General features: G+C 73.0%; 10 protein-coding genes. 6 read left to right on the forward strand and 4 right to left on the reverse strand.

Annotation, left to right across the window (positions count from 1 at the left end):
• Window positions 1-657: VWA domain-containing protein (locus KBX53_RS08310; RefSeq protein WP_210858422.1), on the forward strand; the 657-nt coding region annotated here is incomplete at its 5' end.
• Between the two features lie 280 nt (window positions 658-937).
• The gene (locus tag KBX53_RS08315) at window positions 938-2,356 is read left to right on the forward strand and encodes a sugar transferase (RefSeq protein WP_247675297.1); all 1,419 of its coding nucleotides are present in this window, start codon (window positions 938-940) and stop codon (window positions 2,354-2,356) included.
• Between the two features lie 7 nt (window positions 2,357-2,363).
• Here KBX53_RS08315 and KBX53_RS08320 read toward each other — a convergent pair whose 3' ends face one another.
• The gene (locus tag KBX53_RS08320; RefSeq protein WP_030333275.1) at window positions 2,364-3,494 is read right to left on the reverse strand and encodes a PP2C family protein-serine/threonine phosphatase; all 1,131 of its coding nucleotides are present in this window, start codon (window positions 3,492-3,494) and stop codon (window positions 2,364-2,366) included.
• 58 nt (window positions 3,495-3,552) lie between these two features.
• On the opposite strand from KBX53_RS08320, the gene KBX53_RS08325 reads away from it, so the two are divergent.
• The gene (locus KBX53_RS08325; protein ID WP_247675296.1) at window positions 3,553-4,218 is read left to right on the forward strand and encodes a MarR family winged helix-turn-helix transcriptional regulator; all 666 of its coding nucleotides are present in this window, start codon (window positions 3,553-3,555) and stop codon (window positions 4,216-4,218) included.
• A gap of 46 nt (window positions 4,219-4,264) precedes the next feature.
• Here KBX53_RS08325 and KBX53_RS08330 read toward each other — a convergent pair whose 3' ends face one another.
• The gene (locus KBX53_RS08330) at window positions 4,265-5,875 is read right to left on the reverse strand and encodes a PP2C family protein-serine/threonine phosphatase (RefSeq protein WP_309140730.1); all 1,611 of its coding nucleotides are present in this window, start codon (window positions 5,873-5,875) and stop codon (window positions 4,265-4,267) included.
• A gap of 120 nt (window positions 5,876-5,995) precedes the next feature.
• Window positions 5,996-7,234 (reverse strand): ROK family transcriptional regulator, encoded by a 1,239-nt coding sequence (locus KBX53_RS08335; protein WP_030333282.1) that lies wholly within the window; start codon window positions 7,232-7,234, stop codon window positions 5,996-5,998.
• Window positions 7,235-7,312: 78 nt separating this feature from the next.
• Between KBX53_RS08335 and xylA the strand changes: the two genes are divergently transcribed.
• The 3 genes from xylA to KBX53_RS08350 all read left to right on the forward strand — a co-directional run bounded on the left by xylA (window position 7,313) and on the right by KBX53_RS08350 (window position 11,464).
• Window positions 7,313-8,500: a xylose isomerase gene (xylA, locus tag KBX53_RS08340; protein ID WP_030333283.1), complete on the forward strand. Its 1,188-nt coding sequence runs from the start codon at window positions 7,313-7,315 to the stop codon at window positions 8,498-8,500.
• A 9-nt stretch (window positions 8,501-8,509) separates the two neighbouring features.
• Entirely contained in the window at window positions 8,510-9,937 is a 1,428-nt protein-coding gene (xylB, locus tag KBX53_RS08345; RefSeq protein ID WP_210858426.1) for a xylulokinase, read from the forward strand.
• A gap of 93 nt (window positions 9,938-10,030) precedes the next feature.
• Window positions 10,031-11,464: an MFS transporter gene (locus KBX53_RS08350; RefSeq protein ID WP_030333287.1), complete on the forward strand. Its 1,434-nt coding sequence runs from the start codon at window positions 10,031-10,033 to the stop codon at window positions 11,462-11,464.
• Between the two features lie 240 nt (window positions 11,465-11,704).
• On the opposite strand, the gene KBX53_RS08355 is transcribed toward KBX53_RS08350, so the two are convergent.
• A partial coding sequence (locus KBX53_RS08355; protein ID WP_210858428.1) for a DUF3459 domain-containing protein occupies window positions 11,705-12,242 on the reverse strand: 538 nt, incomplete at its 5' end.

Genomic DNA, 12,242 nt, shown 5'->3' on the forward strand with positions numbered 1-12,242 from the left:
CCGGCCGCCATCCAGCGGGTCGTCTCCAGCTGGTCGATCGCCACCCAGTCCGGTCGGATGCTCGCCGTCATCGACGTCTCCGGCTCGATGAAGGAGCCGGTGCCCTCCGCCAACAACCGCAGCCGGGAGGAGGTCACTGTCGACGCGGCCCGTCGTGGCCTCAGCCTCTTCGACGACTCCTGGTCGATCGGTCTGTGGACCTTCTCCACCCAGCTCGTCGGCAACCGGGACTACCGGGAGCTGGTCCCGATCGGCCCGCTCTCCGGCCAGCGCGGCCAGTTGGAGGGCGCGCTCGCGACCATCAAGCCCTCCAGCGGCGACACCGGCCTCTACGACACGATGTTTGCCGCGTACCAGGCGGTCCAGGAAAACTGGCAGCCCGGCCGGGTCAACTCGATCGTGCTGTTCACCGACGGCAAGAACGAGGACGACAACGGTCTCAACCAGCAGCAGCTGCTCGGCAAGCTCAAGCAGGCCGCCGACCCGGAGCGGCCGGTCCAGGTCATCATGATCGGTATCGGTGAGGGCGTCAGCAAGGCGGAGCTGGAGTCGATCACCAAGGTGACCGGTGGCGACGTCTTCGTCACCAAGGATCCGAGCGAGATCGGCAGCATCTTCCTCAGCGCCATCGCGCGGCGCCCGCCAGCACCCCGCTGATCCGACGCTCAGCGGTCGAGGAGCCTGCCACACCCGTCGATCCGGTGTGGCAGGCCCCTTTTCGGCCCGCCAGTTGTTGAAGAAAAGTGACGGCAATACGTCGGAAGCAATCGGCAGTCATAGTTGTCAGGGCAGGATGTCGACTGTTCCGGCATGGTCGGTCCGCCTCCGGTCCGACCCGTTGGCCGGGGCCATCCTGTACAGAGTGGGAGGGCCGGTGAGCGTGGCGACACTGTTGACCCCCGCCACGTCGGCGGAGCCCGATGGTCAACGCACCGGGCTGCTGGCACGAGCCGACGAACGGTCCTACGTCCGGGTGCTGGTGGTGCTGGACACCACCATCCTCATCATCGCGTTGCTGATCGGGTACGTCACCCGTTTCGGTGAGGGCGAGCCGACCGGCTCGGAGATCCCGTACGTGCTGGTCGCCCCCGGGTTGGTGCTGGCCTGGCTGATCTCGCTCAAGGCCCTCGGCTGCTACGACGACCGGGTGATCGGCTACGGGGCGGACGAGTACCGGCGGGTCAGCTCCGCCAGCCTGCGCCTGGCCGGGGCGATCGCCATCATCGGCTACATCGCCGACGTCGGAGTCTCCCGGGGCTTCCTGGGCATCTCCTTCGCGGTGGGCACGGTCGGGCTGGAGGTGGCCCGGTTCGCCGCCCGCAAGCGGCTGCACCGGGCCCGCTCGCTCGGCGCGGGCTGGTCCCGGAAGGTGCTGGTGGTCGGCGACACCGCCCACGTGTTGGAGTTGGTCCACACGTTGCGTCGCGAGCCGTACGCCGGTTACCAGGTGGTGGGCGCCGGCATCCCGGACGCGCTGCTCGCGCCGGTGGCGCAGCGGCTGGGGGACGTGCCGGTGGCGGGGTCGTTCCGGGGCATCCCGGAGGCCGCCACCGCGATCGGCGCGGACACTGTCGCGGGGACCGCCTCGGGTGAGCTGACCGCGACCCGGCTGCGTCGCCTCGGCTGGCAGTTGGAGGGGACCGGCGTCGACCTGGTCGTGGCACCCGCGCTGACCGACGTCGCCGGCCCGCGGATCCACACCCGCCCGGTCGCCGGACTGCCGCTGATCCACGTCGAGGCGCCCGAGTTCCGCGGCGTTCGCAAACTGGTGAAGGGTTTCGTCGACAGGTCCGTCTCGTCGCTGGCGCTGGCGGTGCTGCTGCCGCTCATCGCGTTCATCGCCCTGGCCATCAAACTGGACAGCCGGGGTCCGGTGCTGTTCCGGCAGGTCCGGGTCGGTCGGGGCGGGCAGGAGTTCGGCGTGTTCAAGTTCCGCACCATGGTGGTGAACGCGGACGCGCTGCTCGCCGAGTTGGCCGCCCGCAACGAGACCGACGGCCTGATGTTCAAGATGCGCCACGACCCCCGGGTGACCCGCGTCGGCCGGCTGCTGCGCAAATGGTCACTGGACGAGCTGCCGCAACTGGTCAACGTGCTGCTGGGACAGATGAGCCTGGTCGGGCCGCGCCCGCCGCTGCCCTCGGAGGTGGCCCGCTACGACGGTGACGTGGCCCGGCGGCTGCTGGTCAAGCCCGGCATGACCGGCCTGTGGCAGGTCAGTGGCCGCTCCGACCTGAGCTGGGAGGACGGCATCCGGCTCGACCTCTACTACGTGGAGAACTGGTCCCTCACCGCCGACCTCACCATTCTCTGGAAGACCTTCGGCGCGGTGCTGAACGGCCGCGGAGCGTACTGACCACAGGTCACGGCTGCGGGCCGGTCCAGTCCAGGCAGACGACCACCGCGTCGTCGACCAGGTCACCGGCCACGAACGCGCGCAGATCACCGATCAGCGACCGGACCGCGTCCAGCGGTGCCATCGGCCCGGTCCGCCGTAGGAACCGGTCCAGTGCCGTCTCGCCGTAGCGCATGTGCTGACCGGTGGCCTCCACCACCCCGTCGCTGACCACGAAGACCCGGTCGCCGAGTTCCAGGGGGAACTTCTGCTCGTGGTAGTCGGTCGCCTCGAACATGCCCAGCGGGAACTGCGCCTCCAGCGGCTGCTCGCTGACCTCGCCGCCGCGGAGCAGGACCAGTCGGGGCGACCCGGCGTCCACCACTGTCATCATCCCGGAGCGCAGGTCCAGCTCCATCAGCAACGCCGACAGGTGCTGCTCGCCCCGGTACAGGTCGTAGATGGCCTGATCGGCGAGGGCGGCCTGGTCGGCCAGGCTCAGCCCGGCCCGTCGCGCGTTGCGCAGCGCGTGGGTGGCCAGCGAGGTGAGCAGGGAGGCAGCCACGCCCTCACCGGTGCCGTTGATGGTGGACAACCAGAGCCGCTCCCCGTCGTCAGACCAGTCGAAGCCGTCGCCGCGCACGGCGTACGCCGGCTCCAACTGCCCGGCCAGGCTGAACGAGGGACGGATCCGGCTGCGGCCGGGAAGCAGCTCCCACTGCATCTCGGCGGCCAGGGTGAGGCGTTGGGTGCGCCGAGCCGCCCGGTAGACGTCGGTGCCGGCGGAGACCGCCGCCACCTCGTGCGCGAGCGCGGTGGCGACCTCGGCCAGCGCGTTGACGACCTCCTGGTCGTCCGGCACGGGCGACAGGCGCAGCACCCCTCGGCGCTCGCCGCGCATGGTGACCGGCATCCAGGCGACGCCGTCGGTCAGTAGCGGCGACTGGTGGTCGAAGGCGCGCCAGGCGGGGTGCCCGGGGCTCGTGATCGAGTCACCGTCGGTGAGTGGCAGCAACTCCGCGAGCCGGTAGTCGACCTGGTACAGCTCAACGTCGGTGATCCCGTACGACCCGGCGAGCACGTCCCCGATTCCACCGACGAGCCGGTCAGCTGGTGTCTCGTTCAGGGCACGTCGTGCCCGATCGACCGGTTTGCTCATCGTCACTCCCTCGCTGAAAGCTCGACCACCAGTGGGTTCGGAGTACTCACGGGCCACCATGGCCGAACTGAACCGTCCGACGGACCCCGAGACGAGTATGGCTGCCGCGCTGGACGCGGCGGCCGCTGCCCTGCTCGGGATCTGGGAATCTGCCCGGGAGGGGACCGCCAACCGGGTCTCCGGTGCCCAACTACGGGCAGTGATGGTGGTGGAGCAGGCCGACGGGATCAACCTGCGTCGGCTCGCCACCCGACTCGACATGCTGCTCAGCTCCGCCAGCCGCCTCTGCGACCGGCTGGTCGCCGCCGGCATGCTGGAGCGCGAGCCGGGCCGCTTCGACCGGCGGGAGATCTCGCTGCACCTCACCCCGGAGGCCCGCCGGCTCCTCGCCGAGCTACGGGCCAACCGCCGGGCCCAACTCGACGCCGTGCTGACCGGGATGAGCCGGGAGGGCCGCGACGCGCTGCTGCGCGGACTGCGGGAGTTCGACGAGACCGCGCGCCGCCAGCAGGAGCAGCGGCCGGCGACGCCCGGGGAGCCGCCGGGCCCGGGGGACTGGCCGGACGGCCCGGACCAGCCCGGTGGGCGGTCGGGGGACTGGTCGGTCGATTCGGCGCGGCAGACCCGTGGGTTGTGGGCGGGCGCCGCTGGCGGTCCGGATCCGACGGCCGGCAGCACCCGGGAGTGGCCGGCCGGCGACCCGCCGGTGGCACGTACCGCCTGACCAGGCCGGTCGGTCGCCGTCGGTCAGGCCGGTCGGTCGCCGTCGGTCAGGCCGGCGTCGACGCGCCCACGGCCAGCATCGCGATGTCGTCGTGGGCCTGCCCGTCCAGCCAGTCGTCGACCTCCCGCAGCACCCGGTCGATCAGCGCGGCCGGTGGCTGCCCGGCCGCCGCCACGAGCGCGGCCCGCAGCCGGGCCTCACCGAACATCGCCGTGTCGCGCGGTCCGCGCGCCTCGGTCACCCCATCGGTGTACGCGAGCAACACGTCGCCGGGATCGAGGTGCACCCTCGCCTCGGCGAACCGGGCGGCGGTCAGCGCCCCCACCGGCATGCCACCGACCGGGACGGTGGTGACAGTGCCGTCGGCGGTGACCAGCAGTGGCGCCGGGTGCCCTCCGCCGGCGATCCGGATGTCCAGTCCGGTGGGCCCGCGGTCCAGGGAACCGAGCAGCACTGTGGTGAACTGGCTGCGACGCGCGGCGTCCGGCGCGTCGGACAGCGCCTGGTTGAGCAGGCGGATCAGCTCCAGGGGGCGTCGCTCGACGAGCCGCAGCGTCTGCAACGACTGGCGGACCCGGCCGGTCAGCACGGCGGCGCCCACGCCCTTGCCGCACACGTCGCCGAGCGCGAACAGGGCGCCCTCGGGGTGCGGGAACACCTCGTAGAAGTCCCCGCCGATGCGCAGGGTGTCGCCAGCTGCCCGGTAGCCGCCGGCCATCGTCACGCCGGGCACGGCGGGCAGCTCGGGCGGGAGCAGACTGCTCTGCAGCACCTGGGCCAGGTGGGCCTGCTCACTGTGCAGGTCGGCGGTGGCCAGCGCGGCACCCGCGCGGGCGGCGAACTCCCGGGCCAGCTCCACGTCGCGTGGTTCGAAACCGGCCCGCCCGGGCCGACGGATGAGCAGAAGGGCGCCGGTCGACTCGCTGGCGTTCAGCAGAGGGCTGGCCAGCACCGCCCCCGGGGGGCCGAACCCGGGCGGCAGCAGGTCGGCCAGGTCGGTGAGCGGGGCGTCCGACCAGCGGCCCGGCTCGGCGCGGTCGCCGGCCAGCGCCTCGGCGAGACCAGGCACGGCGCTGGCCAGCGCGGGACCGGCCAGCCCGGTGACCGGGGCCGGATCACCGTCGGCGTACCGGAGCCACCTGGCGTGTGGCTCGGCCGGCGCTGTCGGTCGGGGCAGTGCCACGGCGACGTCGGCCAGGTAGGGGACGGCGAGCGTGGTGGCGAACAGGAGGACCTGGTCCCGGTGCAGGGCCAGCGCCAGCCGGCTGCCGGCCTGGGCGAGGAACGCGGTGCGGGAGCGTTCGGCGAGCAGGGCGTCGGCGCGGGCGTGCTCCTCGGTGACGTCGCGGACATACCACGCCCACCGGGAGCCGGCGAGTTGGCGCCGGACGCCACGCAGTCGCCGGCCGTGGTGGTCGGCGTCGAAGCGGTCGGCGCCGGTGACGACCGCCCGGGCCAGGGCCGCCACCGGGCAGTCGGCCAGCCCGGTGCCGGCCTCGATCTCCGGGAGCAGCTCGGCCGCCATGGCGTTGACCAGGGTGACCAGGCCGGTCCGGTCCGTCGTCAGCACGGCCTCGGCGAGCCCGTCGAGCAGTTCGCGGGCCAACCGGTCGTCGGCCGGCAGCGGGGTGTCGCCGGGTTGCCGGGTCGTGGTCACCGCCGGACGCCAGCTCGCGTCTGGCGACGTGTGCGCATGCTGCTTCTCGACTCCTCACCGGGGATCGTTGCCTGAGTGCAAGGGTACCGATCCGTGCCGACGGGGGCGCGGGGGCGGCGATCAGCCGGAGCGTGCCAGCCAGCCGGCGGGCTGGGCGATGATCCGGCGGGCCACCGAGCCGGCGGCTCCCACCGCTGCGGCTTCCGCACCGAGCGTCGACGGCCGGACCGTTACCGGCGACCAGGCGGCGGTGAGCACCCGGGCGTCGATCTCGGCGAGGACCGGGGGGCACAACCAGGGTGCGAGCGCGGCGTAACCGCCACCGAGCACCACGGTGTCCAGGTCGAGCAGGTTGACGACACCGGCCACCGCGACGCCGAGCGCCGTTCCGGCCTCGTGCAGCGCCCGCAGCGCGTCGGCGTCGCCGGCCTCGGCCAACTCGGCCAACCGGGCGGTCGCGGTGTCCGCGGGAAGCTCCGCCCGGGCCAGCCCGGCGGCGGACACGATCGCCTCCTGGCCGGCGTACTGCTCCAGGCAGCCCTGCCCGCCGCAGCGGCACGGACGGCCCTCGGGGTGGACCGGGAGGTGCCCGATCTCACCGCTCCACCCGCGTACGCCGCGGAACAGCGCGCCGTCCAGCACGATGCCGGCGCCGATGCCCACCTCCCCGGAGATGTGCAGGAAGCTGGACGGGCCGGGTGGTTGCGAGTGCAGCTCGCCGAGCGCGGCGAGGTTGGCCTCGTTGTCCACCGTCAACGCGGGGACCCCGGGCACCTGCTCGACCAGCGGAGGGTGCTCGGCGAGCAGCGCGGGCACCGGCACGTCGGACCATCCGAGGTTCGGCGCGAGCCGGACCAGCCCGTCGTCGTCCACCAGGCCGGGCACCGCGAGCGCGGCCCCGACCAGGGTGAGGCCCTGGTGGGCGGCGTCGTCGCGGGCTGCCCCGGCCATCTCGACCAGGTGGGCCAGGGCGTCGGCGGGGGCCACCGGACGCAGGTCGGCCCGGTGCACGGTGCGGTGCCGCACCTGGCCGGTGAGGTCCACCACGCAGACCGCCAGGTAGTCGACGTTGACCTCCAGGCCGAGCCCGGCCGGCCCCTGTTCGGCCAGGACCAGCCCGCGCGCCGGGCGGCCGGCGCCCGAGCGGGGCGCGGGGTCGGACTCACTGACCAGCCGACCGCCGAGCAGGTCCTCGACGACAGCGGAGACGGTGGCTCTGGTCAGGCCGGTGGCGGTCGCCAGGTCGGCTCGGGAGGGGGGTCGGTCGGCCGCGGCGATCCGACCGAGGACCAGGGCGAGGTTGAGCTCGCGCAGACTGCCCTGACGGACTGCGCCGGCCGGGGCGTGGGTGAGGCTCACCCCTTGACAGTGCCATAGGGTGGGCAAATAATTCAATCGCTGAACAAATACCTGACACCACCACCCCGGAGGTCGCTCATGGCACCCCGTCCCACCCCCGCCGACAAGTTCTCCTTCGGGCTCTGGACCGTGGGCTGGCAGGCCCGCGACCCGTTCGGTGACGCCACCCGCCCCGAGCTGGACGCGGTCGAGGCCGTCCACCGGCTCGCCGAGCTGGGCGCGTACGGCATCACCTTCCACGACGACGACCTGATCCCGTTCGGCGCCGACGCGGCTTCCCGTGACCAGCACATCGCCCGGTTCCGCAAGGCCCTCGACGAGACCGGCCTGGTGGTGCCGATGGTCACCACCAACCTCTTCACCCACCCGATCTTCAAGGACGGCGGCTTCACCAGCAACGACCGCGACGTCCGCCGCTTCGCGCTGCGCAAGGTGCTGCGCCAGGTCGACCTGGCCGCCGAGCTGGGTGCGGGCACCTTCGTCATGTGGGGTGGCCGCGAGGGCTCCGAGTACGACCTCGCCAAGGACGTCCAGGCCGCCCTGGACCGCTACCGCGAGGCCGTCAACCTGCTCACCCAGTACGTCATCGACAAGGGCTACAACCTGCGGTTCGCGCTGGAGCCCAAGCCCAACGAGCCGCGCGGCGACATCCTGCTGCCCACCATCGGGCACGCGCTCGGCTTCATCTCCCAGTTGGAGCACCCGGAGATGGTCGGCCTCAACCCGGAGGTCGGGCACGAGCAGATGGCCGGGCTCAACTACGCCCACGGCATCGCCCAGGCGCTCTGGCAGGGCAAGCTGTTCCACCTGGACCTGAACGGCCAGCGCGGCATCAAGTACGACCAGGACCTGGTCTTCGGCCACGGTGACCTGATGAACGCGTTCGCCCTGGTGGACCTCCTGGAGAACGGTGGCCCGAACGGCGGGCCGACCTACGACGGTCCCCGGCACTTCGACTACAAGCCGTCGCGTACCGAGGACATGGACGGGGTGTGGGCGTCCGCGGCGGCCAACATGAGCACGTACCTGCTGCTCAAGGAGCGCGCGGCGGCGTTCCGTGCCGACCCCGAGGTGATCGAGGCGCTCGCCGCCAGCAAGGTCGGCGAGCTGAGCACGCCGACGCTCGGCGACGGCGAGGGCTACGAGGAGTTCCTGGCCGACCGGTCCGCGTTCGAGGATGTCGACGTGGACGCTGTCGCCGCCCGGGGCTTCGCCTTCGTCCGGCTCAACCAGCTCGCCGTCGAGCACCTGCTCGGCGCCCGCTGAGGCCCCGCCATGCCGTTGGTCGCAGGCGTTGACTCGTCCACCCAGTCCTGCAAGGTGGTGATCCGGGACGCGGAGACCGGTGCCCTGCTCCGGCAGGGCCGGGCACCGCACCCGGACGGCACGGAGGTCGACCCGGAAGCCTGGTGGCAGGCGCTGCGCAGCGCCGCCGACCAGGCCGGCGGGTTCGCCGACGTGGCGGCGATCTCCGTCGCCGGCCAGCAGCACGGCATGGTGTGTCTCGACGAGGACGGCCGGGTGGTCCGCCCGGCGCTGCTGTGGAACGACACCCGATCCGCCGACGCCGCCGCCGATCTCATCGAGGAGGCCGGCGGCGGCGCGGCCGGGCGCCGGTTCTGGGCCGAAGCGACCGGCAGCGTTCCGGTGGCCAGCTTCACCCTGACCAAACTGCGGTGGTTGGCCAGTCACGAGCCGGAGCTGGCGGCCCGGGTGGCCGCCGTCTGCCTGCCGCACGACTGGTTGACCTGGCGGCTGGCCGGCGCACCGGGGTTGGGCGCGCTGCGTACCGACCGGGGCGACGCCAGCGGCACCAGCTACTGGTCGCCGGCCACCGATGACTACCGACTGGACCTGCTGGAGCAGGGCTTCGGTCGGCGGTTGGTGGTGCCCGAGGTGCTCGGTCCGGCGGAGTCGGCGGGAAAGCTCGCCGACGACCTGGGCGGGTCGGGTGGGGCGCTGCTCGGTGCGGGCACCGGGGACAACGCCGCTGCCGCGCTCGGTGTCGGTGCCGGGCCGGGTGACGTGATCGTCTCGATCGGCACCTCCGGCACCGTGTTCAGCGTCGCGGACGTGCCGGCGGGCGACGAGAGCGGCGCGGTGGCGGGCTTCGCCGACGCGTCAGGTCGTTTCCTGCCGCTGGTCGCCACGCTCAACGCCGCCCGGGTGCTGGACGCCGCCGCCGCGATGCTCGGCGTCAACCTCGCCGAGCTGGCCCAGCTGGCGCTCTCCGCCCCCGCCGGGGCGGACGGGCTGGTCATGGTGCCGTACCTGGAAGGTGAGCGGACGCCGAACCGGCCGCTCGCCACCGGCGCGGTGCACGGGCTGACCCTGCGCACCTCGACCCCGGCGCACCTGGCGCGGGCCGCCGTGGAGGGCATGCTCTGCGCGCTCGCCGACGGCCTGGACGCGTTGATCGCGCAGGGTGCCGTCGCCCGCCGGGTCATCCTGATCGGCGGCGGAGCCCGGTCGGCCGCGGTCCGTCAGATCGCCCCGCAGGTCTTCGGCTGCCCGGTCGTCGTCCCGCCGGCCGGCGAGTACGTCGCCGACGGGGCCGCCCGACAGGCCGCCTGGGTCGCCCTGGGCGGTGCCGCGCCGCCGACCTGGGCGGTCGAGGGCACCGAGGAGTACGCGGCAGCGGCGGTTCCCGCCGTCCGCGACCAGTACGCCGCGGCCCGCGGGTTGGTGCTCGACCGACGCTGAGCGTCGCGATCTGTGCGGGTGGCCGCCGGTCGACGGTGACCGGCGGCCACCCGCGTGACGCGCGCCCGCACGGAGTCTGGTTGGCTGCCGGTCATGACGGTGACCAGTGGCGGGCCCGGCCTGCGCGCGCACGGTCGGGGCGGTGGGCCGGCGCACCGCTTGTACAGCGTCGTGGTGTTCGTGCTGCTCGCCTCGCTGGACAACGTGGCGATCGGGCTGGTCCCCCCGCTGTACGGTCCGATCTCCGACGCGTTCGACGTGTCCGGGCGGCTGCTCGGCGTGGTCACCGCGGTCAGCTTCCTGGTCAGCTCGGTCGCGGCCGTCGGCTGGGCGTACGTCGGGGACCGCACCAACCGCAAGCCGCTGCTCATGGTGGGCACGTTGCTCTGGGCGGCGGGCACCGGCGGTAGCGCGCTCGCCGGCGGTTACCTGACGTTCCTGTCCGCGCAGCTGGTCGCGGCGGTCGGCCTCGGCGCGGTCGGCTCGGTGGGCTTCTCCGTGGTCACCGACCTGATCTCGCCGACCCGGCGCGGGTTGGTGATGAGCTTCTGGGGCCTCTCCCAGGGCATCGGCACCCTCGCCGGCACGCTCGTCGGCGGGCTGCTCGGGGCGGCCGACTGGCGGCGGCCGTTCCTGCTGTTGACCGGCGTCGGCCTGGTCGCCACCCTCGCCTACTTCTTCACGTACGACATCCGACGGGGCCAGAGCGAGCCGGAACTGGCCGGCAGGCTCGACGCCGGTGCCGAGTACGACTACCGGATCAGCCGCGCCGACCTGCCGCGCATCCTGGCCCGGCGGACCAACCGGTGGCTGATCCTGCAGGGGCTGACCGCGCAGGCCGCGTTCGGCTCGTTGGTCTGGCTGCCGGTGCTCTTCGCCGAACGGGCCGAGGCCCAGGGCTACTCGACGTCCACGGCGGTGGTGGTGGGCAGCGTGTTCGCCACCCTGTTCCAGCTCGGCGGGGTGCTGTCCATCGTGGGTGGGTTGATCGGCGACGCGGTGCAGCGGCGGACACCGCGGGGGCGCGCACTCGTCGCCTCGGTCGGCATCCTCGCCGCGCTGCCGTTCTACCTGGTGTTGTTCTTCGTCCCGGTGACCATCGACGTGCCGGACGGCGCGAGCGGCGGCGCGGTGGTCGGCGCGGTGCTGGCCAGTGTGTTCACCGAGCCGTCGGTCGGGCTGAGCCTGCTCACCGCGATCGTGGCGCTCGCGTTGACCTCGGCCAACTCGCCGAACTGGTTCGCGTTGATCGCCGACGTCAACCCGCCGGAGCACCGGGGCACTGTCTACAGCCTGGGCAACCTCGTCAACGGTGTCGGTCGCGCGGCCGGCAACGGGCTGGTCGGGGTGGCCTTCCAGGCGCTGCGAACGGCATTCCCGCCACCGTTGAACTTCGCCGTCGGGTTGGCCGCGTTCCAGCTTTTCTTCATCCCGACCGGTGTCATGTACTGGCTCGCCTCGCGGACCTCACCGGCGGACATCGACAACGTGCACGACCTGCTCCACAACCGAGCCGACCGCCTCTGACACCCCAGCACCCCGCCCCGCGCACCTGACTCCGCGCGCCAACCTGAAGATCGCGCTACTTCCTGGTTTTAGTCGCCTCCTGGCGGACGGAGGCCACTAGATCGTGGAAGTAGCGCGATCTTGAGGTTGGCGAGGTGCAGGCGGGCGTGAATCGTTTACGACATCAGCTCCAAAGCGGGCCGTCGCGCACCGAGCGGCCCGCCCGCACCGCGTGGCCGGGGCGGGCCGGTCGGCGCGAGATCAGCCACGCAGCCAGACGGTCACGTCGGTCGGGACCGCGCCGTCGTCGTCCAGCGCCGCGCTGGCGACGAGCACCTCGGCGCCGGCCGGCACCGGTACCGGGGCGGCACCGAAGTTGGTCAGCACGGTCAGCTCACCGTTGCGGAAGCTCAGCACCTCGTCGCCGGAGGACAACCACTCCAGGGTGCCGCGGCCCAGCCCGTGGGCACGGCGCAACCGCAGCGCCGCGCGGTACAGCTCGTACGTCGAGCCGGGCACGTCGCGCTGGCGGTCCAGCGCGTACTCCGCCCAGAGCGCGGGCTGCGGCAACCAGCTGGCGTCGGTCGGCCCGAAGCCGTACGACGGGGCGTCGGCCTCCCACGGGATCGGCACCCGGCAGCCGTCCCGGCCGCGCTGGGTGTGCCCGCTGCGCGCCCAGGTCGGGTCCTGCCGGGCCTCGTCGGGCATCGTGGTGTGCTCGGGCAGCCCCAGCTCCTCGCCCGGATCGAGGTACGCCGAGCCGGGCAGCGCGAGCCACAGCACGGTGGCCGCCCGGGCC

It is taken from the genome of Micromonospora sp. M51 (assembly GCF_018070305.1).
GTDB classification, from domain to species: Bacteria; Actinomycetota; Actinomycetes; order Mycobacteriales; family Micromonosporaceae; genus Micromonospora; species Micromonospora parva.